The organism is Pseudomonas sp. Irchel s3f7 (assembly GCF_900187615.1).
In the GTDB taxonomy this organism is placed as follows: domain Bacteria; phylum Pseudomonadota; class Gammaproteobacteria; order Pseudomonadales; family Pseudomonadaceae; genus Aquipseudomonas.
Genome location: NZ_FYDO01000030.1, coordinates 1 through 24940, shown reverse-complemented (window position 1 = coordinate 24940; position 24940 = coordinate 1). Strand labels below are relative to the sequence as shown.

At 60.3% G+C, this 24940-nt stretch carries 20 protein-coding genes; 7 read left to right on the top strand and 13 right to left on the bottom strand.

Annotated features, from left to right (window positions below):
* Positions 1-156: 156 nt before the first annotated feature.
* Positions 157-1536: a UDP-glucose/GDP-mannose dehydrogenase family protein gene (locus tag CKW19_RS23050; RefSeq protein WP_095060095.1), complete on the bottom strand. Its 1380-nt coding sequence runs from the start codon at positions 1534-1536 to the stop codon at positions 157-159.
* Positions 1537-1725: 189 nt separating this feature from the next.
* Between CKW19_RS23050 and xerC the strand changes: the two genes are divergently transcribed.
* The gene (gene xerC, locus CKW19_RS23045) at positions 1726-2664 is read left to right on the top strand and encodes a tyrosine recombinase XerC (RefSeq protein WP_095060093.1); all 939 of its coding nucleotides are present in this window, start codon (positions 1726-1728) and stop codon (positions 2662-2664) included.
* Positions 2665-2674: 10 nt separating this feature from the next.
* Here xerC and CKW19_RS23040 read toward each other — a convergent pair whose 3' ends face one another.
* The 10 genes from CKW19_RS23040 to CKW19_RS22995 form a co-directional block, all read right to left on the bottom strand.
* Positions 2675-3745, bottom strand: a complete 1071-nt coding sequence (locus CKW19_RS23040; protein ID WP_095060091.1) for an ABC transporter ATP-binding protein — start codon at positions 3743-3745, stop codon at positions 2675-2677.
* Positions 3742-5340, bottom strand: coding sequence for an iron ABC transporter permease (locus tag CKW19_RS23035; protein WP_095060089.1), 1599 nt, complete (start codon positions 5338-5340; stop codon positions 3742-3744). The genes CKW19_RS23040 and CKW19_RS23035 overlap by 4 nt, the downstream gene beginning before the upstream one ends.
* A 3-nt stretch (positions 5341-5343) precedes the next feature.
* Entirely contained in the window at positions 5344-6357 is a 1014-nt protein-coding gene (locus CKW19_RS23030; protein ID WP_095060087.1) for an iron ABC transporter substrate-binding protein, read from the bottom strand.
* A 149-nt stretch (positions 6358-6506) separates the two neighbouring features.
* On the bottom strand, positions 6507-7064 hold the full coding sequence (locus CKW19_RS23025) for a membrane integrity-associated transporter subunit PqiC (protein WP_095060085.1): 558 nt from the start codon (positions 7062-7064) through the stop codon (positions 6507-6509).
* Between the two features lie 17 nt (positions 7065-7081).
* Entirely contained in the window at positions 7082-8761 is a 1680-nt protein-coding gene (locus tag CKW19_RS23020; protein WP_095060083.1) for an intermembrane transport protein PqiB, read from the bottom strand.
* The gene (locus CKW19_RS23015) at positions 8742-9398 is read right to left on the bottom strand and encodes a paraquat-inducible protein A (RefSeq protein WP_095060081.1); all 657 of its coding nucleotides are present in this window, start codon (positions 9396-9398) and stop codon (positions 8742-8744) included. The genes CKW19_RS23020 and CKW19_RS23015 overlap by 20 nt, the downstream gene beginning before the upstream one ends.
* Positions 9395-9991 (bottom strand): paraquat-inducible protein A, encoded by a 597-nt coding sequence (locus tag CKW19_RS23010; protein ID WP_095060079.1) that lies wholly within the window; start codon positions 9989-9991, stop codon positions 9395-9397. Before CKW19_RS23010 ends, CKW19_RS23015 begins: the two co-directional genes overlap by 4 nt.
* A 194-nt stretch (positions 9992-10185) precedes the next feature.
* Entirely contained in the window at positions 10186-11487 is a 1302-nt protein-coding gene (locus CKW19_RS23005; protein WP_095060078.1) for an FAD-binding oxidoreductase, read from the bottom strand.
* Positions 11484-12572 carry a polyamine ABC transporter substrate-binding protein gene (locus CKW19_RS23000; RefSeq protein WP_095060076.1) on the bottom strand — a complete coding sequence of 363 codons (1089 nt, stop codon included), beginning with the start codon at positions 12570-12572 and terminating at the stop codon, positions 11484-11486. The genes CKW19_RS23005 and CKW19_RS23000 overlap by 4 nt, the downstream gene beginning before the upstream one ends.
* Positions 12573-12729: 157 nt before the next feature.
* Positions 12730-14088, bottom strand: a complete 1359-nt coding sequence (locus tag CKW19_RS22995) for a glutamine synthetase family protein (RefSeq protein ID WP_095060074.1) — start codon at positions 14086-14088, stop codon at positions 12730-12732.
* 162 nt (positions 14089-14250) lie between these two features.
* Here CKW19_RS22995 and CKW19_RS22990 point away from each other — a divergent pair, with 162 nt between their 5' ends.
* Positions 14251-15183 (top strand): helix-turn-helix domain-containing protein, encoded by a 933-nt coding sequence (locus CKW19_RS22990; RefSeq protein WP_095060072.1) that lies wholly within the window; start codon positions 14251-14253, stop codon positions 15181-15183.
* On the opposite strand, the gene CKW19_RS22985 is transcribed toward CKW19_RS22990, so the two are convergent.
* Entirely contained in the window at positions 15180-15776 is a 597-nt protein-coding gene (locus CKW19_RS22985; protein ID WP_095060070.1) for a helix-turn-helix domain-containing protein, read from the bottom strand. The two genes, CKW19_RS22990 and CKW19_RS22985, sit on opposite strands and share 4 nt — an antisense overlap.
* Before the next feature lie 176 nt (positions 15777-15952).
* Positions 15953-17914: an FAD-dependent oxidoreductase gene (locus CKW19_RS22980; RefSeq protein ID WP_095060158.1), complete on the bottom strand. Its 1962-nt coding sequence runs from the start codon at positions 17912-17914 to the stop codon at positions 15953-15955.
* A gap of 594 nt (positions 17915-18508) precedes the next feature.
* On the opposite strand from CKW19_RS22980, the gene CKW19_RS22975 reads away from it, so the two are divergent.
* The 5 genes from CKW19_RS22975 (at position 18509) to CKW19_RS22955 (ending at position 24615) form a co-directional block, all read left to right on the top strand.
* Entirely contained in the window at positions 18509-19156 is a 648-nt protein-coding gene (locus CKW19_RS22975; protein ID WP_095060068.1) for a TetR family transcriptional regulator C-terminal domain-containing protein, read from the top strand.
* Between the two features lie 92 nt (positions 19157-19248).
* The gene (locus CKW19_RS22970) at positions 19249-19965 is read left to right on the top strand and encodes a response regulator (protein WP_095060066.1); all 717 of its coding nucleotides are present in this window, start codon (positions 19249-19251) and stop codon (positions 19963-19965) included.
* 3 nt (positions 19966-19968) lie between these two features.
* Positions 19969-20742: an ABC transporter substrate-binding protein gene (locus CKW19_RS22965; protein ID WP_095060064.1), complete on the top strand. Its 774-nt coding sequence runs from the start codon at positions 19969-19971 to the stop codon at positions 20740-20742.
* Positions 20739-22994, top strand: a complete 2256-nt coding sequence (locus tag CKW19_RS22960; RefSeq protein WP_095060062.1) for an ATP-binding protein — start codon at positions 20739-20741, stop codon at positions 22992-22994. The genes CKW19_RS22965 and CKW19_RS22960 overlap by 4 nt, the downstream gene beginning before the upstream one ends.
* A gap of 208 nt (positions 22995-23202) precedes the next feature.
* On the top strand, positions 23203-24615 hold the full coding sequence (locus CKW19_RS22955) for an amino acid permease (RefSeq protein ID WP_095060060.1): 1413 nt from the start codon (positions 23203-23205) through the stop codon (positions 24613-24615).
* The last annotated feature ends 325 nt before the right edge of the window (positions 24616-24940 follow it).

Genomic DNA, 24940 nt, shown 5'->3' with positions numbered 1-24940 from the left:
AGCCCAATCCCGGACGCTACTGTAAACGCAACACGGAACCCGTGGCGAGGGAGCTTGCTCCCGCTGGGCTGCGTAGCGGCCCCGAGAAGGGACTGCTGCGCACTCCTGCGGGAGCAAGCTCCCTCGCCACAGGTTTAATGATTATCCTGACCAGACTTATGCCACCACCGAAGCCGCCGACCACTGCTGATACGGAATCGGTAGCTTGCGTGACTCGCCACGGCCTATCGGGAAGTACTTGAAGCCGTTGCGCGCCAGGCGATCGGCGTCGTAGAGGTTGCGGCCGTCGAAGATCACCGGGGCGTTGAGCCGCTGCTGGAGCAGGTTGAAGTCCGGCGCCTTGAACTGCTGCCACTCCGTGCAAATGATCAGCGCATCGGCGCCGGAGAGCACCGATTCCGGTGTGCCCATGAGCATCAGTTTCGACTCGTCGGGATACAGCTGCTGGGTTTCCTGCATGGCTTCCGGATCGAACGCACGCACACTGGCCCCGGCCGCCCACAAGGATTCGAGCAACACCCGGCTCGGTGCGTCGCGCATGTCATCGGTGTTCGGTTTGAACGCCAGGCCCCACACGGCAAAGGTCCTGCCGCGCAAATCCCCCTGGTAAAACGCGTTGATGCGCTCGAAGAGTTTGTGTTTTTGCCGCTGGTTGATCGCTTCGACCGCTTGCAACAGATCGCTTGAGCAATGGGCTTCTTCGGCGCTGTGGATCAGGGCGCGCATGTCCTTGGGGAAACACGAACCGCCATACCCGCAGCCGGGATAGATGAAGTGGTAACCGATTCGCGAATCGGCGCCGATGCCCAGGCGCACCGATTCGATGTCGGCCCCCAGGTGTTCAGCCAGTTCGGCGATCTGGTTGATGAAGCTGATCTTGGTCGCCAGCATGCAGTTGGCGGCGTACTTGGTCAGTTCGGCACTGCGCAGGTCCATGAACATGATGCGTTCATGATTGCGGTTGAAGGGCGAGTACAGATCGCGCATCACATCACGCACGTCTTCGCGCTCGCAGCCGATCACGATACGGTCCGGGCGTCGGCAGTCGGCCACGGCCGAGCCTTCCTTGAGAAATTCCGGGTTGGAGACGATATCGAACTGCAACAAGCGGCCGACCGCGATCAGGCATTTGTCGATGTGCGCGCGCAGGGCATCGCCAGTGCCCACGGGGACGGTGGATTTTTCCACCAGAATCACCGGTTGCTCACGATGCCGTGCCACCGCTTCGCCGACCGACATCACGTAGCGCAGATCCGCCGATCCATCTTCCCTGGACGGTGTACCGACCGCGATGAACAGCACCTGGCCATGCTGCACCGCGAACTTCTCGTCGGTGGTGAACTGCAGCCGTCCGGCGTCCAGGCTTTCGCGCACCAGGCTGGCCAGCCCCGGCTCGAAAATGCTCACGTGGCCCTGTTGCAGCCATTCGACCTTTTTCTCGTCGATGTCCATGCAAACCACGTCATGCCCGACTTCAGCCAGGACAGCCGCCTGCACCAGGCCCACGTAACCGCTACCAAATACACTGATTTTCATGGTTTGCTCCTGCCGCGATCCGTTGCGACCACAATTAGCAAAGCCATGTTGCAGTTCATCTATCACGTCGGTCGTGTCGGGGCGCCACGGCGTTGACTTTCCCGGCCATGACCGGCAGCGTAGCGGCCATCGCTGAACCCACTCCGTTTTTTGTCTTTTGTTACACCTATCTATTTCAAGGCCGTTCGTTTGATTGAGTTACCCGTTGCTGATTTACGTAATCCCTCCGTCAACCCGCTCACCGTGTATCTGGCGCGACTCGCGCCGTCCAGCCAACTGACCATGCGTTATGTGTTGCAGGACGCTGCCGACCGGTTGGGCTTCGAAGATATCGATATCGAGGAGATCCCTTGGCACAACCTGCAGCCTGAAGACGTGATCGCGCTGGTCGCGACCCTGCGTGAGGATGGCTACGCACCGAACACTTCCTCGCTGTACGTCAATGCGGTGCGCGGCGTCATGAACGAAGCGTGGCGCATGAGCCTGATTTCCCAGGAACACCTGCTGAAGATGCGTTCGGTGAAGGGCATCGCCGGGACGCGACTGTCCCAGGGGCGCAATCTCAGGCGGTCACTGATCCAGGAGTTGATGGCGGTCTGCGCCGCCGACCCACGGCCACAAGGCCTGCGTGACGCGGCGATCATCGGGATTTTGTACGGTTCGGGGATGCGGAAATCGGAATCGGTGAACCTGGAGCTCAACCAGGTCGACTTCGCTGAGCGCAGCCTGCGCGTCACCGCCAAGGGCAACAAACAGCTGATCAAGTACGCACCGGCCTGGGCGTTCGCCAAACTTGAAGCCTGGCTGGAATTGCGTCGTTCGATGTTGAAGGAGGGGGAGGAGGACGATCCGTTCCTGTTCAACCGCATTCGCCGTGGCAGCCACATCACCCGCGAGCGCATCACCAAACATGCGATCTACTACATCGCGCGGCAACGGGGCGCCCAGGTCGGGGTGAAAATCATGCCCCACGATTTCCGGCGCTCATTCATTACCCGGGTGATCGAAGAGCACGATTTGTCGATTGCACAGAAACTGGCCCACCACAGCAACATCCAGACCACGGCCAATTACGACGTGCGTGATGACAATGAACGGCGCCGGGCGGTCGATCGCTTCGACCTTTGAAGCGCGGCGATCAAACCTCGCTCAGGACGTGGGCGTGGCCGATGGTCGAGACCTGGACCGTGCTGCCGGCGGGCGGCGCATACATGCCGGAGCTGCGGACCAGCAATGACCGACCGGATTGTTCGCTGTTGGCCAAAGGCTGCAGCTCCACGGTCAGGGTGCAGGTATTGCCGCTGAAATCCCGGTCGGTGACGACCGCACGGCAACCGGCAACCTCTGCATCGCTGGGCAGGATGCTGAGCAGTTGCAGCTGTTCAGGCCGCAGCATGATCTGCGCCGAGTTGTTGTTGCGGTGGTTGTTGACCGGAATTCGCCCCAGATCACAATGGGCCCAGCCGGCCTCGATGCGCGCCGGCATGACCACGGCATCGCCGAGAAACAGCGCGGTTTGTTCATCCTCGGGGTAACGGTAGAGGTCCAGCGGATGCCCCGATTGCACCAGTTGACCGTGACGCATCACTGCCAGCTGATCGGCGAATGACAAAGCTTCGCTCTGGTCATGGGTGACCAGAATGGCGGTGACGCCGGTGTCTTCGAGCAATCGTGCGACCATTTTGCGCATGGCGGCGCGCAAACCGGTATCGAGTGCCGAGAACGGCTCATCCAGCAACATCAGTCGCGGTTGCTGTGCCAAGGCGCGGGCCAGTGCCACACGTTGCTGCTGACCACCGGACAATTCGTGGGGCCAGCGCTCGGCCATGTTCGAATCCAGCGCCACGCTGTCCATCAACTCATCGATGCGATGCTGCCGGGCCGAGCCCTTGGTCGACAGGCCGAAGCCGATGTTGGCCGCCACCGTCATGTGCGGGAACAGTGCACCGTCCTGCGGCACGTAGCCGATCAGGCGCTGGTGCGCCGGTACTTCGTGCGTGTTGTCGACCAGGGTCTGGCCGTTGAGCGACAGACGTCCGGAATCGGGGAATTCGAAGCCTGCGATCATTCGCAGCAAAGTGGTTTTGCCAGACCCCGAGGGGCCGACAATGACGGTGCGGCTGCCGCTGGGCACTGACAGGCTGACGTTGTGCAGGGCACGATGGGTGCCATAGGTTTTGTTCAGTGAGTGCAGTTCGAGCGTGTTCATCGGCCCGCCGTTTTCTTCGATTGGTGATAAAGGAGCCCGGTCAGCGGCAGCGACAATATGATCATCAACAGGGCATAGGGGGCTGCGGCGGCGTAATCGATTTCGCTGGTCATCGCCCAGAACCCGGTGGCCAGGGTGCGCGTGCCGTTCGGGGCGAGCAGCAGGGTGGCGGTCAGTTCATTGGTGATTGCCAGGAACACCAAAGCTGCACCAGCGGCAGCGCCCGGTGCAGCCAGGCGCAAGGTGATCAACCACAGCGCGCGGGCGGGTGAACGCCCAAGGCTGCGGGCGATGTTTTCCAGCTCCACCGGTGCCTGGGCGATACCGGCACGCAAACTCACCAGGGCCCGTGGCAAAAACATCAAAAGATAGGCCAGCAGCACGGTGATCGTGGTCTGGTAGATCGGTCGGGCAAAGTGGATGGTGACTGTCACCAACGCCAGTGCCACGACAATGCCGGGCAGGGAACTGGTGATGTAGTTGCAGCTTTCCAGCACACGCTGCAGGCGACCGGGATAACGAATCGACAACCAGGCAATCGGGATCGCCGCAGAGGTGGTCAGCGCTGCGCCTGTCACCCCGAGCAACAACGTTTGCTCCAGGGCAGGCAACAGCTCGGTCAGGTCCCAGACCTGCGTGCCCCCGGCGATCAGCCACTTACCCAACGTGATCAGCGGAACACCCAGGGCAAGGATGCAGGTCATAATCATCAACGCTGTGGACAGAAGGGTCGACGGCGTTTTCAGGCTCACGACCCGTTGCTCACGGGCACTGCCCGAACCGACGCGGGCGTAACGCGCCGTCCCCCTTGCAGCCGATTCCGCCGTCAACATGGCCAGGCAACACAACGCAAGCACACTGGCCAGCATGTGCGCGGCAGGGCCGTTGAAAGTGGATTTGAACTGATCGAAGATCGCCGTGGTGAACGTGTCGAAGCGGATCATCGCGTACAGGCCGTATTCGGCCAGCAGATGCAAGCCGACCAGCAACGCACCACCGCAAATCGCCAGGCGCAGTTGTGGCAACACCACGCGAAAAAACACGGCCCAGGGCTTGAGCCCCATGGATTCGGCGACGTCTTCAATGGCCGGGTCGAGCCGGCGCAATGTCGCCGCCACCGGCAAATATAGAAACGGGAAATAGGCGATCACCGATACCAGCACGCCGGCGAACAGCCCGTGAATTGGCGGCACCAGGCTGACCCACGCGTAACTGTGAACGAAGGCGGGCACCGCCAGCGGCGCGGTTGCCAGCAACGACCACCAACGCCGTCCCGGCAGATTCGTGCGTTCCGTCAGCCACGCCAGCGTCACGCCCAATGCGATGCATAACGGAATCGTCAGCAGCACCAGCAACACGGTGTTGACCAGCAACTCGCCAACCCGTGGGCGGAACACCAATGTCACAACGCTCGCCCAGCCGGTCTGCAAGGACACGCCGATAACGTACGCAATCGGCAGCAGTGCGAGTAGCGAAACCAGCACCGACAAACCGATCACCCACGCACCGCCACGCCCCGCAAACGCACCACGGGAACGTCGACGCAAATTTGCGGGTATCGGCTTGGCGATTCCCGCAGGCAGTATTTCCGGCATCAATTAGAGCAGTCCGGCCTGTGTCATCAGCTCCACGGCTTTTTTACTGTCGAGTTTCGAGGCATCGACGGTCGGCGCATCGAGTTGTTGCAGAGGCACCAGTTTAGGGTTGGATGCAGCGTTCTTGCCCACGGCGTATTCAAAGGACTTGCCATTCTTCAGCACCGCCTGGCCATCCTTGCCCGTGATGTATTTCAGGAACGCCTGGGCTTGTTCCTTGTGTTTGCTGGACGCCAGCACGCCGCCACCGGAGATGCTGACAAACGCGCCCGGGTCTTTGTGTTTGAAGTAGTGCAGGGCGGTGTTCTTGCTGTTCTCGCCGGTCTTGGCCTGATCGACGTAAGCGTAATAGTGATAGATCACGCCGCTGTCGATCTGCCCGGCATTCACCGCTTTGAGCACCGAACTGTTGCCGCGGTACGCGGTGAAATTGGTTTTCATCGCCTTGAGCCAGTCGAGTGTGGCGGCTTCGCCTTTTTGTTCGAGCATGGCGGCGACGATCGCCTGGAAGTCGGCACCGCCCGGTGAAGCGGCCCAGCGACCTTTCCAGCTGGGTGCGGCCAGGTCCATGATCGATTTCGGCAGGTCGGCTTCCGTCAGCTTGCTCGGGTTGTAGACGAATACGGTGGAGCGCGCGGCAATGCCGACCCATTTGCCATGGGCCGGGCGATAAGCGGCGTCCACTTGCTCCAGCGTGCTCTTGTCGAGCGGGGAAAACAGGCCGGCGTTGTCGACCAGCACCATGGCCGGGGAGTTTTCGGTCAGGAACACATCGGCCGGCGAGTCTGCACCTTCCTGAACGATCTGATTGCCCATCTCGGTGTCATCACCGTTGCGCAACGTCACCGGAATACCGGTTTCCTGGGTAAAACCCTCGACCCAGGCTTTGGTCAGGCTTTCGTGCTGGGCGTTGTAGACCACCAGACCGACGGTATCGGCGGCGTAAGCGTGACCCGCACTCAGCAGCGCGGTGGTCAGCAGGGCTTTTTTCAGAAAGGACGGAAAACGGGAAATCATGCGGCGCCAGCTCCTGTTCTTTTTAACTTGCAGACTCAACCAGAGAGAATCGACAACGCAACGTCGTCAATTATTCTAGATCAATAGGAATCATTTGCATGTTTGAGGGGCGGCTAATTTAAACCGCCCCTTGAGAAAAAAACGTCAAATCATTGCGACGCAGGGCAGCCTTTTTGTATGCCAGCCGACGCCTGGTTGATCAGCGCAGCCAGTCGCTTGACGTTCTTCTGTTGGGCGAGCACCAACTCGTCGATGCTGGCACCGGCGGGCGTCTGCAGGGTGCTGCGGCAAATGATGCGAACACCGTCAATTTCACTTCCGCTGCGCAGACGCCATTTGACGTCCATCAGCGCATATTGCCCGGGGATCGAATCAAATCGCTGCACATTGACCCCCAGCGCCTGACGGGTACCCGGATTGTTGTTGATCAATTGATCGGCCAGTGCACTGCGCAATTCGTCGACGAGCGAGGCACCCCACCATTGGGTTTCCAGAATCGCCAGGCCGCTGTCGCCTTCGCGAATGACGATCTGCGGGCGATCGACCTGGGGTGGAACGGTAAGGGTCTCGATCTGAATAGTCCCGGCGTTCCTTGGGTGAGCGCCCGGTTGGGCCGGGGTCAGCGTGTGGAATTGAATCGGGTCACTGCGGCAAGCGGCGAGCAGTAACACAGAAGCGAGCAATGTGAACTTCAGCGGAAAAGCCATGGATGTTGCTCCTGTACTCAATTGCGCGGAGGCCCTTTCAGGTCCATTGGTGCGGCATTGTCGGGACGCCCGCGCAGCAGCGATTCCGGATGCCGGCCCAGGTAATCCGAAAGGTCACGCAAGGATCTCGATGTGCGTCCCAGTTCGTCCAGGGTCGTGCCCAGTTTTTCCCGTTGCGGTGAATCCTCGGCCAGGGTCGAGTTGGCCGACTGCAGTGTCGTATTGGCCGACTCCAGGGTCCTGCTCAGGTCCGCCAGGGTGGTAGTCACACCAGGCAATGTTTTGCCGTTGAATTGCGTCAAGCCTTTGCGCAACTCGACGAGGTTGCCATCGAGGTTGCCGGCAATGCGTTCCACGGGCAGTTTGTTGATCTTGTCGACCATGGCTTCGAGTTTTTCCTGCAATTGTTCGAGGCTGCCCGGCACGGTGGGGATCATGATCGGGCGCGCAGTGGCATCGAACACGACCTTCTCGGCTTTTGGATAGAAATCCATGGAAATGTAGAGCTGGCCGGTCAGGAAGTTGCCGGTACGGGCCTGGGCGCGCAGGCCGTTCTCGATAAAGGAGCCGATCAAGCGCACCGCACCGGCTTCGTCACTCGGGTCATGATTGAGCGCCTTGAGCATTTTTACGTGGGCCTGCCCCAGGCGTTGCGGATAAATCACAATGCCGACATTGAGCGGGAAAGTGCGTTTCTTGGCGTCGAAATCCAGGTTGATCGACACCACTTTGCCGATTTCGATGCCCAGGAACTCAACCGGCGCATCGATCTTGAGTCCGCGCAGGGCCTGGTCGAAACGCATGGACATGTACTGCGGTTTGCCATTAGGCGGGGCGAGGGCGGTTTGCTGGTCGTCGAACAGTTCGTAGGCGTATTCGGCAGCCGCAGGTTTATCGTTGGGGCTGTAATCCGGTGCGCGGAACGCAATGCCACCGACCAGGATGGCAGACAACGATTCGGTCTTGACCGCAAAACCGTTGGCGCCAACGTTGACGTCAATGCCGCTGGCGTTCCAGAAACGGGTGTTTTCGGTGACATACTTGTCGTGCGGCGAGTGGATGAACAATTCGATGTTCACGCCTTTACCGTCCGGATCGAGGGCGTACGCCACCACTTGGCCGACCGGAATCTTGCGGAAGTAAACCGGCGAGCCGATATCCAGCGACCCCAGGTCCTGGGTGATCAAGGTGAAACGCTTGCCCGGTTCGCCATAGGTGATCGGCGGCGGGTTCTCCAGGCCCTGGAAGTTTTTCGAGCGGCCATTGGCCTGGCCGATATCGGCGCCGATGTAATCGCCGGACAGCAACGTATCGATACCCGAGACGCCGCCGGCCCCGATACGTGGCCTTACCACCCAGAACTGCGAGTCTTCGCGGGTAAAGCTTTCCGCCTGCTTGGACAGTTTGATGGTGGCGTTGACGCTTTTCTGGTCGTTGCTCAGCTCCACGTCCGTGACATGGCCGATCACCACGTTGCGGTACTTGACCTCGGTCTTGTTGGCGGTCAGCCCGCTACCGGTTTTGAAGTTCACCACGACGGTGGGGCCTTCTTGCAGAATGCTGTGGACCACCAGCGACATCCCCACCAGCACCGCGACAATCGGCACGATCCAGACCAGCGAAAAGCTGAAACGGCCACTTGTCTTGATCGGGGCCTGCCCGGGAGCTTGTGGCTCGTTAGTGGTTTGCGACTGCATCCTTGACCTCCTCAGTTTGTGGGTCCTGCTGCTCTTTATCCCAAATCAGGCGCGGGTCGAAACTCATCGCCGACAGCATGGTGAACACCACCACCAGACCAAAGAACAAAATGCCCAGGCGCGGCTCGATGTCGGCCAGGGCTTGAAACTTCACCAGCGAGGCCACCAGCGCGACCACGATGACATCGAGCATCGACCAGTAGCCAATGACTTCGACGAAACGGTACAGCGAAGAACGTTCCTTGCGTGCCCAATCGCTGTCGCGTTGCACAGTCACCAGCAGCATGGTGAGCGCGACGAACTTGACGCCCGGCACCGCGATACTGGCGATAAAAATGATCAGGGCGATGTCCCACGCGCCGGCTTCCCAGAACTCCAGAACGCCGCTCATGATCGTGCTGTCGGCGCCATTGCCGACCATTTTGGTATTCATCACCGGCAACAGATTGGCCGGGATATAGAACACCAGCGCCGCGATCATGTAGGCCCAGGTCCGGGTCAACGAATTGGTTTTGCGCCGATGCAAGGGGGCGCCGCAACGCTCGCATTCGTGGGGTTGATGGGTCACGTCGCAGGCCAGCCCACAGGTGTGGCACAGGCAAAGATTGAGTTCGTCGGCGACCGGTGGCCTGCTCATTGGATGTCCCACAGTTCACGAATGTCGCGTCCGGCGATGCGGATCATCAGAAGGCTCAGGATCGCCAGGGCAATCAGGCCGATGCCGGGCAGCACGTCGAGCAATCCGGCGAGCTTGATCACCGCCACCATGGCGCCCAACAGGCAGACTTCGAGCATGCTCCAGGGCCTTAAGCTTTCCAGCCAGCGCATGCAGAATTTGAATCCGGGCGAGCGCCGCTGAGTGACGGCGAACCCCAGGACCCAGAGCAGCAGCATCAACTGGATGATCGGCGCAATGATCATCGCGATGGCGGCAACCATGGCAATGAACGTAATAGGCCCCAGGCTCAGGGCCAACACCGAGTCCCAAAGGGTCGCGCTGTTTTTCAGGCCTTTGAGGCTGATGCTCATGATGGGATAGAAATTGGCGAAGACCCACAGCACCAGTGCGGTAAACGTCAGCGCCAGGCGCTGCTCCACCGTCAGGCCGTTATGGCGCTGAAGCACGCCACCGCAGCGTGTGCACAGGGTTTTTTGATGCTTGGCGAGCGTCACTTTCTCGTACACGCAATCGCAGTGCTCGCAGATGATCAGTTGATCAGTAGTCGCCATGGGTCAAGCTCAAAAGAAGGCAGGAAGTTCAGAGCACCTCAACAATATAGAAGTGGTTCGCAATTGAGCAAATAGAAATAAGAGGAGGGGGCACGCAAAAAACTGTAGGAGCCGGCTTGCTGGCGAATCGGGCGGTGCGGTGTGTCAGGCAAACCGCTTTCGCTGGCAAGCCAGCTCCTACAGGGGTAAGGGTGTCAGCTCAACACCTCGCGCATCCGGTACCACAACATGCCCAGTGCCAGCAGGGGCGAGCGCAGGGCGCGGCCGCCGGGGAAGGTCATGTGCGGCACAGCGCTGAACACATCGAAGCCTTTGCTGTGACCGGCGTGGATCGCTTCGCCCAACAGCTTTGCGCACCAGTGGGTCACGTTCAGGCCATGACCAGAGTAGCCCTGGGCGAAGAACACGTTCGGGTGCTGACTCAAGCGACCCACCTGCGGGAAGCGATTGGCCGAAATGCCGATCTTGCCGCCCCACTGATACTCGATGCGCACATCGGCCAGTTGCGGGAACACCTTGAGCATCTGTGGACGCATGTACGCGGCAATGTCTGCCGGATCCCGCCCGGAATAATGACAGGCACCGCCGAACAGCAATCGCCGGTCTGCCGAGAGCCGGTAATAATCCAGCCCGACTTTCTGGTCGCACAACGCCAGGTTGTGCGGGATCAGTTGCACGGCGGCCTCTGCTGATAACGGCTCGGTGGCAATGATGTAGCTGCCCGCCGGCAACACTTTGCCGCTGAGTTTGGGTTCGAGTTCTTCCAGGTGCGCGTTGCAGGCCAGCACCAGTGTGCCGGCGCGCACCGTACCGCCCGCACAACGGACTTGCGCGGTGCTGCCGTGGATCAACTCCAGCACCGGGCTTTGCTCGAAGATCTGCACGCCAAGGGACTCTGCGAGTTTCGCCTCGCCCAAGGCCAGATTCAGCGGGTGCAAGTGCCCCGAGCCCATGTCGATCAAGCCGCCCGCGTACACGCCAGAGTTCACAACGTGTTCACGGATCTGCCCGGGGTCGATCAGTCGTGTCTCATGGCCGTAACCCGACTCGATCAGTTCCGCCTGTTCGGCCTTCATCGCGGTGAATTGTGCCGCCGTATTGGCCAGTTCGCAGAAGCCCCAGCGCAGGTCGCAATCGATACCGTGTTCGCGGATACGCTTGGCCACCACCTGCACCGACTCGATACCGGCGTGCTCAAGGTATTGCACGCCGTCGGCACCAATGTGTTTGGCAAAACCGCTGACGTCATGCCCGATGCCGCGGATCAGCTGACCGCCGTTGCGCCCGCTGGCGCCCCAGCCGATCCGCCGGGCTTCCAGCAGAATCACCGAGAGACCACGCTGGGCCAGTTCGATAGCGGTGTTGATACCGGTGAAGCCGGCGCCGATCACACAGACGTCGGCCACCAGGTCCGCGTCCAGCGCCGGGCGCGGCGTCATACCGTTGGCCGATGCTGCGTAATAGGAGTGAGTGTGTTCGCTGGTGTACTGATTCATTTGTTGGACTTCACTTTGCTCCACGAACGAGTCATCAGACGCATGATCGGCTGGGGCGGGGTGGTGGAGATGTAGAGCTTGTCGAGGACTTCCTGGGGTGGATAAACCTCAGGATTGTTGACCAGTTCAGGGTCCATGAATTGCTTGGCGGCCGGGTTCGGGTTGGCGTAGCCGACCGAAGCGCTGACCTTGGCGATCACCTGTGGGTCGAGCAGGAAGTTGATGAAGGCGTGGGCTTCTTTCGGGTTGCTGGCATCGGCGGGAATGGCCAGCAAGTCAAACCACAGGTTGGCGCCTTCCTTGGGAATGGCATAGGCGATGTTCACGCCATTGCCGGCTTCCTTGGCCCGGTTGGCCGCCTGGAACACATCACCCGAGTACCCGAACGCGACGCAGATGTCACCGTTGGCCAGGTCGGACACGTATTTGGACGAGTGGAAATAGGTGATGTATGGGCGAATGCTCAGCAACTTGGCTTCGGCTTTCTTGAAGTCTTCAGGGTTCTCGCTGCGCGGGTCCATGCCCATGTAGTTGAGCATCGCCGGGAACACTTCATCGGCCGAGTCCATCATCGACACGCCGCACGCGCTCAACTTTTTGATGTTTTCCGGCTCGAACAGCACGGCCCAGGAGTCGATCTTGTCGATGCCCAGCACTTGCTTGACCTTGTCGACGTTGTACCCGATGCCGTTGGTACCCCACAGGTACGGCACCGAATGCTCGTTGCCCGGATCGTTTTTCTCAAGCAGCGCCAACAGTTTCGGGTCAAGGTTCTTGAAGTTCGGCAGTTGCTCGCGATCCAGTTTGAGGAAGGCACCGGCCTTCACCTGACGGGCGAGGAAGTGGTTGGACGGTACCACCACGTCATAGCCAGTACGCCCGGCGAGCAGTTTGCCCTCCAGGGTTTCGTTGGAATCGAAGACGTCGTAGATCACCTTGATCCCGGTCTTGGCCTGGAAGTCGGCGAGGGTGGTTTCGCCTATGTAATCGGTCCAGTTATAGACGCTGACCTGTGGCTGGGCCTGGGCGACGGCGCTGAACAGAACCGCCAGCGCGGCCGGGACCACGGCTTTCAATAGACGCATATCGATACCTCTTGGAATTATTGGGTTATCCCGATTTTTTCTGGCCGAACTGTAGGAGCCGGCTTGCTGGCGAAAGGCGAATGCGGTGTATCAGGTACACCCCGCCACGTCTTTCGCCAGCAAGCCGGCTCCTACAGGGAGCGCGTGTGTGCTGTTGTCAGACGCTGAGCATCAGGAACTCACGCTCCCACGAACTGATCACCCGCTTGAAGTTCTCGTGCTCGGCGCGTTTGACCGCGACGTAGCCACGCACAAACTTGTCGCCCAGGTAGCGGCCGATGGTTTCGCTCTCTTCCATCTGGGTCAGTGCGTCTTCGATGGTGATCGGCAGGCGCAGGTTGCGACGCTCATAAGCGCGGCCCTGTACCGCGGCGCTCGGTTCGATGCGCTCGACCATGCCGAGGTAACCACACAGCAGGCTGGCGGCAATGGCCAGGTACGGGTTGGCGTCGGCGCCCGGCAAGCGGTTTTCCACGCGCATGGCATCCGGGCTGGAAGTCGGTACGCGCAGGCCGACGGTGCGGTTCTCTTCGCCCCATTCGACGTTCACCGGTGCCGAGGTGTCCGGCAGGAAGCGGCGGAACGAGTTGACGTTCGGCGCGAACATCGGCAGCACTTTCGGGATGTACTTCTGCAGGCCACCAATGTGATGCAGGAACAGCTCGCTCATGCTGCCATCGGCATTGGCAAAGATCGGCTGGCCGGTGGCGATATCGACCACGCTCTGGTGGATATGCATGGCGCTGCCTGGCTCATCGCCGACCGGCTTGGCCATGAAGGTCGCCGCCACGTTGTGCTTGAGCGCCGCTTCACGCATGGTGCGCTTGAACACGGTGATCTGGTCCGCGAGGTCCAGGGCGTCGCCATGACGGAAGTTGATTTCCATCTGCGCCGGGCCGTCTTCGTGGATAAGCGTGTCGAGGTCCAGACCTTGCAATTCGCACCAGTCATAAACGTCTTCGAACAGCGGATCGAATTCGTTGGCCGCGTCGATGGAGAACGACTGACGACCACTTTCGGCACGGCCCGAACGGCCCATCGGTGCCTTGAGCGGCAAGTCCGGGTCTTCGCAACGCTGGGTCAGGTAGAACTCCATTTCCGGTGCAACAATCGGACGCCAGCCCTTGTCGGTGTACAGCTGCAGGACTTTTTTCAGTACGTTGCGCGGCGACAGTTCGATCGGGTTGCCGAACTTGTCGAAGGTGTCGTGGATCACGATGGCGGTCGGCTCGATGGCCCACGGCACCACGTAAACAGCGTCGGCGTCCGGCTTGCAGACCATGTCGATGTCGGCCGGGTCGAGCAGGTCGTAGTAGATGTCGTCGTCGACAAAGTCCCCGGTTACCGTTTGCAGAAGGACACTTTCCGGCAGGCGCATGCCTCGCTCATGCAGGAACTTGTTGGTCGGTGCAATTTTGCCGCGTGCAATGCCGGTCAGATCACTGACGACGCACTCGACTTCGGTAATCTTGTGATCTTTCAGCCAAGTGAACAGCTGATCGAAAGGGACATTCATAAAGACCTCATTATTGGTTTTATTAACGCCAGGAGAGGCCAGTTTCATCCGCCGGACACTTCCCCTGTAGCGCGTTGACGACTATCTTGTGCGAGCCTTGCAGTTCCATCTATCCACTTTAAGCAGCACAAAGCGCACCAAAAGAGTGCGTAAGGTCGTCCCATGACAGGTTCCAATTCCCTCCAGGTCCAAGCGTTCAACACCGCCGATGTCGCCGAGCAAATCCGCGCCACGCCGGGCTGGGTGCAGCAATATCAGCAGATGTCGCCGGGACATTTCGCGGGCCTGGTGCGCTACCTGGATCTGCAGGGCGTAGAGATTTACGAAGAGTCGATGAACACCCGGGTCGAGCAGAATTTCAGTGCGCCCCAGGGTTCGCTGGCGTTCTGTTTCGACCGCAGCGACAACGCGCTGTACGTGTTGAATGGTGAAAGCCGCAACATCTGGATCACCCCGGAGAACTATCAGGAAATCGCCGTGGTGTTCGGCCCCGAGTTTGTCCAGCGTCACAGCCTGGATGTCGCCCGACTCGAAGGCTTGTTCATGGCGCCGCTCAACTCCCAGCAAAATGCGCTGTTCAGTCGTTGGCTTAGCGGCACGTTGACCCGTCTTTCGCAGACGTTCGATCCGCCGAGCCGCGAAGCCCTGACTCAGCAATTGCTCGACGATTGCCTGTTCATTCTCGACAACGCCTGCGTCTGTCTGGATCAGGGTGCATTGCAACGCCGCGCCGGAGAGCGGGCGATCATGAAGCGGGTAGGGGAATGGGCCGCGGACACGCCGGAGGAACACCTCAACCTGCTTGAGCTGTCGCAGGTGGCCGGGGTTTCGCTGCGCCAGTTGCAGCATGCGTTCAAAACCTACACCGGCATGGCGCCAACCCAATGGCTGCGTTTGCGTCGCCTCAACAGTGCCCGCCGCGAATTGCTCAGCCGCACGCCGACGCAAACCACCGTGGCCGAAGTGGCGATGCATTGGTCGTTCTGGCATTTAGGCCGGTTTTCCAGCAGTTACCGTGCGTTGTTCAACGAACTGCCGAGTGACACGCTCAAGCGTGCGAGTGTGATTCAGTCAAGCGGTCGCCGCCGACGTTAGAACGTCGGCGGCGTAATCACCCAAATCACCACCGCATCGATGTCGCCAGGGTTGCCGTAGCGGTGCGGTTCCTGGCTGGAAAAGCTGAAGCTGTCGCCTTCATTGAGCTGAAAATAACGCTCGCCGACCCACAATTCGAAACTCCCCGAGAGCAGGTAACCGGCTTCTTCGCCGTCATGGCTGTAGCTTTGCTGGCTGTAGGTGCCCGGTGGAAAACGTGAGTGGAGCATTTCCAGTTGGCGGTTGGCCTGTGGGGTCAGCAACTGATCGACGATGCCGTCTTCGTAATGCACATTCAGGCGACTGTTCTTGCGCACCACAATGCCGTCGTCCTCAGGATCGGTGACGGCCTCACTGGCGAAAAACCATTGAATGGTCACGCCCAGGCTTCTGGCAATGTTGAACAGCGCGGGGATCGACGGATACGCGAGGTTGCGCTCCAGCTGGCTGATATAGCCGGCAGTGAGTTCGCTCTGTTGCGCCAGTTCCGCCAGGGTCATGCCCCGACGTTTGCGCAGGCCACGAATCCGCGTGCCGAGGAAATGCGGTTCGGCGTTGCCGGTTGCGGGGGGTGTCTTGCTGTTGCTGCTCATGGAAAATTCCGAACCGGGATGGGGGCGACTTGCGGTTTTCTGTAGGAGCTGGCTTGCCAGCGATGGGGGTACAGACACCGCCGTTATCCAGCCAGCACGCGTTATCGTTAACGACCTTCGCTGGCAAGCCAGCTCCTACAAAGCTCAGCGGTGAAAGCCCCGGAGTATAAACAGCCTTAAAGCTCCCACGCGACTTTCAAGCCTTCGTAAATCGCTTCTTCGGCAGTGCGCGGCGCCAGGCAATCGCCGATGCGCCGAAATTCCACCAGCCCTTGCAATTCATCGCCCAAGGTATCCACTGGTTGATGCCCCTGGCACAACACCAGCGTGTCGATGTTTTCCATCAACATCGGTTCGCCACTGGCGGTGTGTTGCAGGTACACCGTGTTGTCATCGCAGCCATACAACCGCGCATAGGGTGTGATCGGTACGGCCAGTTTATGCAGCTCGCCCGCCAGTTGATCGCGTACGTACAGCGGCAGGTTTTCCCCGCAATGGGTGCCGTTAACCGCCAGTTGCACCTGGTGCCCGGCGCGGACCAGACGCTCGGCAATGCCGGGGCCGATCCAGTCGCAGCGCCAGTCGACAACGACCACTGAACGGCCAATCTGCACTTCATCGCGCAACACCTGCCAGGCATCCACTACCTGCAATTCGCCGCCCCGTTCGAACGCCGGCCAGTAGGGCTCGGCGCCCGTCGCGACAATCACCAGGTCGGGTTTTTCTCTTTCTACCAGCGCTCGATCAACACGGGTATTGCGGATGACACGCACGCCGGCCAATTCCATCTCCCTTTGCAGGTTGGTACTGGCGCCACCGAACTCGCTGCGTCGCGGCAGCAACTGCGCAAGCAACACCTGACCGCCGAGTTGTGAACTGGCTTCGTAAAGCGTCACTTCATGCCCTCGCTGGGCGGCGACGGCAGCGGCTTTCATGCCCGCCGGGCCGCCGCCGGCGATCATGATGCGCTTGCGATGCGGCGTCGGTTTGCGTTCACTGAAAATCAGCTCACGCCCGGTTTCCGGGTGCTGGATGCAGGAAATCGGCAAGCCCTTGTGAAAGTGCCCGATGCACGCCTGATTGCAGGCGATGCACGCACGTACGTCTTCGGCGCGGCCGGTGTCGGTCTTGTTCGGCATCTGCGGGTCGCAGATCAAGGCTCGGGTCATGCCGCACATATCGGCTTGGCCCCGGGCCAGAATAAGCTCGGCTTCCTGGGGCTGGTTGATGCGACCCGTGACGAACAACGGGATGTTCAAACTCGCCTTGAACGTCCCGGCCTCTTTGGCCAGGTACGCCGCTTCAATCGCCATCGGCGGCACGATATGCACCGCGCCGCCGAGCGACGCCGACGTGCCGGCGACGATGTGCACGTAATCCAGTTGCGATTGCAGCCGTTTGACGGCGGCCAGGGATTCGTCTTCGGTCAGGCCTTGCGGGTCGCGTTCATCGGCGCAGATGCGCAGGCCGATGATGAATTGTTCATCGGTCGCCTCGCGGATGGCGGCAATGATTTCCCGCAGAAAACGCAGGCGTTGGTCCAGCTCACCGTTGTAGCCATCGGTGCGGCGGTTGACCCGTGGATTGATGAATTGCGCCGGCAAGTAACCGTGACTGGCCACGACTTCGACGCCGTCGATTCCGGCCTGATGCAAGCGGCGGGCAGCGGCGGCGTAACCGGCGACGATCTCGTCGATCATCGCCTGGTCGAGTGCCCGGGGCATCACCCGGAATCGCTCATTGGGCACCGTCGAAGCGGAGTAGGCCACGGCCAGCAAACCGTCGCTGGACTCCATGATTTCCCGACCCGGATGGAACACTTGCGACAGCACCACGGTGCCGTGGGCGTGGCAGGTTTGCGCGAGTTTTCGGTAACCCTCGATGCATGCATCGTCGGTCGCCATCAGCACATGGGAGGTGTAGCGCGCACTGTCGTGAACGCCGGCCACTTGCAACACGATCAGCCCGACACCGCCTTCGGCGCGCGCCCGGTGATAGGCGATCAGTTGCTCGTTGACCAGGTTGTCGGTGGGCATCGACGTGTCGTGCCCGCTGGACATGATGCGGTTTTTCAGACGTTTGCCACGGATCTGCAAGGGTTCGAACAGGTGCGCGAAGGCAGGTGTCGAGGTCGGCATGGTGCGGATACTCCAGGCAGGCTGACCTGTGTATGCAGGAGCGAGCTTGCTCGCGATGAACTTGAGGGCGACGCGTTCATCCTGACAACACGCATCATCGTTAACGTCCATCGCGAGCAGGCTCGCTCCTACAGAAACATCAGGTTTTCGGTGTTGTTATTATTTGCTTATAGAAATTTACCTTCAGTAAAAAATCAACTTAATTCTTTACTTTGCGCTGCGCTAGCGTGGATCAGCGGATGGACGCTGCGACGCACTGGCCTTACTGTCTGCGCTGCCGAGCTGGCCCGGAGAACCCATACAATGCGTTGTTGCGCTTGCTGGATCGCGTGGCGCCGGGGTATCCGAACTGATCCAGAATTTGTGGGGTATGCGCTGGCGCTATCGCTGGCAAGCCAGCTCCTACAGGGATTGTGTCGACCGCAAAAGGTGTGGCAACCCGAGATCCTGTAGGAGCTGGCTTGCCAGCGATGCAGGCGCCGCCGCCTGTAAGACGGGTATCCGACTAGAGACATCCCATGCTCTTGCTGTACAGTCGTTCAGCTTGCGATTGAAGCGTGAGCCCCAACGATTGAACCAAGGAGCATGTCGCCCATGAATCAGGAAGCCCGTTTTTCCCGCATGGAACCGGAGTTGCGTAAAGCGAACCTGATCGAGGCGACGCTGGTGTGCCTCAAGCGTCACGGCTTCCAGGGCGCGTCGATCCGCAAGATTTCCGCCGAGGCCGGGGTTTCGGTCGGGCTGATCAGCCATCACTACTCCGGCAAGGACGAACTGGTGGCCGAGGCCTACATGGCGATCACTGGGCGGGTCATGACGTTGTTGCGCGACGCCATGGAACAAGCTGCCCCCAATGCCCGGGAGCGTTTGTCGGCGTTTTTCCGTGGATCGTTTTCCGCCGAACTGCTCGACCCGCAACTGATCGATGCCTGGCTGGCCTTCTGGGGCGCGGTGAAAACCGCCGAGGCGATCAACCAGGCCCACGACCATTCCTACGGCGAATACCGCGGCATCCTGCGCAAGGTGCTGACGGAACTGGCCCAGGAAGAGGGCTGGGAACATTTCGATGCGGACCTCGCCGCCATCAGCCTCAGCGCGTTGCTTGACGGTTTGTGGCTGGAATCGGGGCTCAACCCCGGCACCTTCACTCCGGAGCAGGGCATCCAGATCTGCGAAGCCTGGGTCGACGGTTTGCAGGCCGGCGGCCGGCAGCGGTTTTGCGGACAGACGAGCAGCTGTTGATCGGCTGTTCAGCAATGGCTACTCTCTGGCGCCGTTGCGGTAATACACTCTAATAAGAAACACGCCTTCGGGCTCAAGCAGGACTTCAAGCGATGACTCCTCGGGTACTGATCGTCGATGACGATCCGCTGATTCGCGATTTGCTGCACGCTTACCTGTTCCAGGAAGGCTACGACGTGCATTGCGCTGCCACCGCCGAACTGGCGGAAACCTTCCTCGCCAGTCAAAGCGTCGACCTGGTGCTGCTCGACATCCGCCTGCCGGGCAAGGACGGCCTGACCCTGACCCGCGAGCTGCGGGTGCGTTCGGAAGTGGGGATCATCCTGATCACCGGTCGCAACGATGAAATCGACCGCATTGTCGGGCTCGAATGCGGCGCCGATGACTACGTGATCAAACCCCTCAATCCTCGGGAACTGGTGTCCCGGGCGAAAAACCTGATTCGCCGGGTGCGCCATGCGCAGACACCGCAACCGGTTGCCACCGTGGCCAAACCGGTCAAACAGTTCGCCGACTGGGCACTCGATACCGATCGCCGGCGCCTGATCGACGCGTCCGGCAGCGAAACATTGCTGACCCACGGCGAATACCAGTTACTCAGCGTGTTCCTGCGCAACAGCGGTCACACCCTCAGCCGTGACCAGTTGATGGACCAGATCCGCAACCGCGAATGGGTGCCCAACGACCGTTCCATCGACGTACTGGTCGGGCGCTTGCGCCGCAAGTTGCACGACGACCCTTCGGAACCTCACTTGATCATCACCATCCATGGCGCCGGATACCTGTTCACCGCCAGCGTGGCAGCCTGAATCATGGGGCGATGGCTGTGCCTGTTGTTGGCGGTCGTCGCGGGTAATGCCCTGGCGAGTGAAAAGGTCCGCTATTGCGACTACCCGGTGTACCCGCCGGTTTCCTGGAGTGACGGCTCGCACGTACGTGGCCTGGCACCCAGCGTGGTGAAAAATCTGTTCGGCCAATTGGGATACGACGTCGAAGTCGTCGTGCTGGGAAACTGGAAGCGTTGCCTGCTCGACGTCGCCGAAGGCCGGGTGGATGTGGTCCTGGCCTACAGCACGGCGCAACGGGAACAAAGCATGCTGTTTTCCACGGTGCCGGTACTGCGTGAAGAAGTGGCGTTGTTCGTCAATCGGCAGCACCCGGTGAAGTTCGAAACCCTCGACGACCTCGCGCGTTACCGGGGTGGATTATTGTTCGGTGAAAGCTACGGCGTGGAGTTCGACCGCATGGTTGCCCGACACAACAACATCGAATGGGTCTCTGACAGCCGTCAGAACTTCGGCAAACTGATTCGCGGGCGCATCGACTTCATCACCCAGGAGCGCCGAACCGGCCAGCTCTACGTGGAAAACCTGCCCGGCGCCCAAGACATTGTCGCCTTGCCCAAAGCCTTGAGCGTGGACTATCTGCGCGTGGCCGTTTCGCGCCAATCGCCCTTGGCCAGCCGAATGCCGGACATCAATCAGCAGTTGCAGCGCATGGTCGACGCCGGTGATATCGAGCGCTGGCTGAATGAAAGTGAAGTGACCTACCGCGACATGATCAACCTGCCGGCGAACGCGCAATGATTCGCGCCCGGCCGGGTGGACTGCTGCGGCGCCTGTTGTTGTTCATTCTGTTGTTCAGCCTGTGTTTCACCGTGCTGGCCAGCAGCGTGCAGCTGTACATCGAGTATCGACGGGAAATGCGCGACATCGATTCGCGCATGGAGCTGATTCGCGCCGGGTACCTGGCCAGTCTGGAACGCAGTCTCTGGGACTTGAACCAAGAACAACTGAACGTGCAGTTGCGCGGCTTGGTGGACTTTTCCGACGTGGCGCGGGTGCACCTGAGCAGCCCGGATTTCGACCTGGTGCAAGGTAACCCGCAGCCCGTCGGGCCGTTGCGCATCGAGCGCTTTGCGTTGGACTACCAGCCACCGTCCGGGCCGCTGCGCAACCTTGGTGAACTGGAAGTCAGCACCGATCTGGGCGCGGTGTATCAACGCCTGTACGCCACCGGTTTGACCAATTTGTTGTGGGTGGCCGTGTTCTTGTGCGGTCTCGCCGTGGCGCTGTCCGGGTTGTTTTATCGGCTGGTCACCCGGCACCTGAAAGTCATGGCCGGGTTTGCCCGGCGAATCGCGGCCGGCGAATGGCAAGAACCCCTGCACCTGGACAAGCGTCGCGGCAATGATGAAATCGACACCGTGGCCCATGCCCTGGACGACATGCGGCGCTCGATCCTGCGGGACATCGAACGTCGGGAAACCGATCGCCTGGCCCTGCAGGACAACCGCGATGAGTTGCTGAAAAGGGTTGAGCGTCGCACCGCCAGCCTGATGCGCGCCAAGGACGAAGCCGAAGCGGCCAACCTCGCCAAATCGCGTTTTCTGGCAACCATGAGCCATGAACTGCGCACGCCGCTCAACGGCATTCTCGGCATGGCCGAGCTGTTGCGTTCGGCGCGTCTGGACGAGCAGGACGGTAAACGCCTCGATGCCTTGCACAAGGCCGGCGAAGGTTTGCTGACCATCCTCAATGAAGTGCTGTATTTCGCCAAGCTGGAGGAGGGTGTCAGTCATCCGGAACCGGTGGATTTCTCGCTTCGACAGCTTTTGGATGAAGTGCTGACGCTGCTGGAACCGCGCGCGTTGAGCAGCGACACCTTGTTGTTACACCGAATTGATCAGCGGGTCGCCGAGCATCATCACGGCGCCGAACAGTTTTTGCGGCAAGTGTTGAGCAACCTGTTGGCCAACGCGATCAAGTTCACTGAAGACGGCGAAGTCAGTGTCGAGGTGGCCTTGATCACTCAGACTCCCGAACAAATCGGGCAGCGGCTGCGCATCAGCGTCACCGACAACGGCATCGGTATCGCGCCCGCCATGCAGGCAAAGATTTTCGAGCGATTCACCCAGGCCAGCGAAGAAGTGGCCCAGCGCTTTGGCGGCACCGGGCTGGGGCTGGCGATCTGCAAACATTTGGTGGAGCAGATGGGCGGCATTATTGGCGTCGACAGCGAGGTCGGGCGCGGCAGCTGTTTCTGGTTCGAACTGACGTTGCAACCGGCCAGCGGTGTCGCACCGGTGGTGCCGGTTCGCGCCGTCGGGCCGGCGCTGAAGATTCTGGTGGTCGAGGATGTGGCGCTCAACCGCGAAGTGGTCGAGGGCCTGCTGCAACGGGACGGCCATCAGGTATGGCTGGCCGAAGACGCGGAACAGGCATTGATTGAGTGCGCCGCCCGGACGTTCGATCTGCTGTTGCTGGACGTGCATTTGCCGGGGATCAGCGGCGTCGAATTGTGCAAAAGGATTCGCCACAGTGAAGGGCCGAATCGCCACACGCGTATCTTCGCGTTGACGGCCAGCGTGCAACCGGCATTGGTGCGCGGCTATCTGGAGGCGGGCATGGACGGCATCCTGGCCAAACCGTTGAAGCTGGAAAACCTGCGTCAGGTATTGGAGGGGCAAGCGCCAGTCGCCAGCTCCGTATCGGACGACGAGACGATCGACTGGCCGTTGCTGCAAACCCATCGCGCCTTGCTCGGCGAGCAAAAAGTCCAGGGCCTGCTCGCGGTCCTGCGCAACGCGATCGTTCAGCACCGCGAGGCATTGGTTGATGCCATCGCGGCGGATGACTGCACAGAGGTAGGGCATCAGGCCCATCGCTTGGCGGGCAGCAGCGATTCATTGGGGTTTCGCGCCCTGGCCTCGGTGCTGCGAACACTGGAAGAAGCGGCGCTGACCAATGATCAATCCGCCATCGAGGCGTTGTCGCCCCATGTCCAGGGGCAAATGCAGCACGCACTGAAGACTCTGGACGACCTGTTACAACGCTGACGTACAAATTTGTTACGACTTTGTACAACTTCGATCTTTACGGTCAACGCGAACTTACATGGCTTTCCAATAATCGACGCAACCGCCGCAGCGCGGTCTTCGAAGCTTATTGGAGATAATAATAATGAATTGCCGTAAAGCTGATCCCTCCCTGCGCCGTGACGTTCCGTCGCGCGCTGCGCACCTCACTGACTGCTGAGGTGCCGACATGAACGAAAATACTGATCATAAAGGCATCCAACTGACCCGCGCCCTCAAGAGCCGGCACATCTTCATGTTGTCGTTGGGCGGCGTCATCGGCACCGGGCTGTTCATGGGCTCGGGCGTGACCATCAACCAGGGCGGTCCGGTCGGGGCGATTCTGGCTTATCTGGTCGCGGGTTTCCTGATGTACCTGGTGATGGTCTGCCTCGGCGAACTGTCGGTACAAATGCCGGTGTCCGGTTCTTTCCAGACCCACGCGACGAAATACATCGGGCCGGCCACCGGCTTCATGATCGGCTGGGTCTACTGGATGAGTTGGGCCACCACCGTGGGCCTGGAATTCACCGCTGCCGGCATGTTGATGACGCGTTGGTTCCCGGCGGTGCCGATCTGGTACTGGTCGGCGCTGTTCGTGGTGGTGCTGTTCGGCATCAATGCCATGGCGACCCGCGCCTTTGGTGAAGCCGAGTACTGGTTTTCGGGGATCAAGGTCGCGGCGATTCTCGGTTTCATCGTGGTCGGTGTGCTGGTGATCTTCGGCGTGATGCCCCTGAGCAGCGGCGCACCCGCGCCGATGGCGACCAACCTGATCGGCGATACGTTATTCCCCAACGGTTTGTCGGCCGTGTTCGCCGTGATGATGACCGTGGTCTATGCGTTCCAGGGTTGCGAGATCATGGGTGTGGCCGCCGGCGAAACCGATCAGCCTGAAAAAAGCATTCCCCGCGCCGTGCGCAACGTGGTGTTCCGCGTGCTGATCTTCTACGTGTTGGCGATCATCGTGCTGTCGGCCATCGTGCCGTGGCAGCAGGCGGGGCTGATGGAAAGTCCGTTCGTGCAGGTGTTCGACATGGTGGGCATTCCGTACGCGGCCGACCTGATGAACTTCGTGATCCTTACGGCGATTCTGTCGGTGGGCAACTCCGGCCTGTATGCCTCGACGCGGATTCTGTGGGCGATGTCGAAAACCGGCATGGCGCCAAAAAGCCTGTCGTCGCTGAGTAAGCGTGGCGTGCCATTGCGAGCGCTGAGCATCACCTTGTGCTTTGCGCTGGTGTCGTTGATGACCAGTTTTGTGGCTGCTGACACTTTGTTCATGGTGTTGATGGCGGTGAGCGGGATGTCGGGCACCGTGACCTGGATTGTCATCGCATTGGCCCAGTACAAATTCCGCAAGGCCTACCTGCGTGAGGGCGGCAAACTCAGCGACCTGAAATATCGTGCGCCGTGGTTCCCGGTGCTGCCGCTGATGTGCATCACGCTGTGCTGCTCGCTGTTCGTGTTCCTGGCACTGGATGAAACCCAACGGCCGTCGCTGTACTGGGGCTTTGGGTTTATTGCCCTGTGTTATGGCGCGTACTTCGTGCTTCACCGCAAGCGTCAGGGCGTGTTGGCCCCGAGCTTGCCGACTGCGTGATCCTTGTAGGAGCCGGCTTGCTGGCGATAGCAGCGTACCCATCAACAGCGATGTTGAATGTGATGCCGCCATCGCTAGCAAGCCGGCTCCTACAGTGTTTTGTGACATCCCCAGCTTCTATGCACACCGCAGATTCCCTGTAATTGGATGGACTCGCCCACGCCGAGGCGTCAATGCGCCACGGTGGCAGTCTAAGTAGCCAACGGCAGCGAGGGCGAGTCCATGAAAAAGAATACGACGCTTAAACAGTCCCTGTCTTCAACCGATGTGTCGGCCTGTACGACAGTGGCGGTCGATCTTGCCAAGCAGGTCTTTCAGGTCGCAG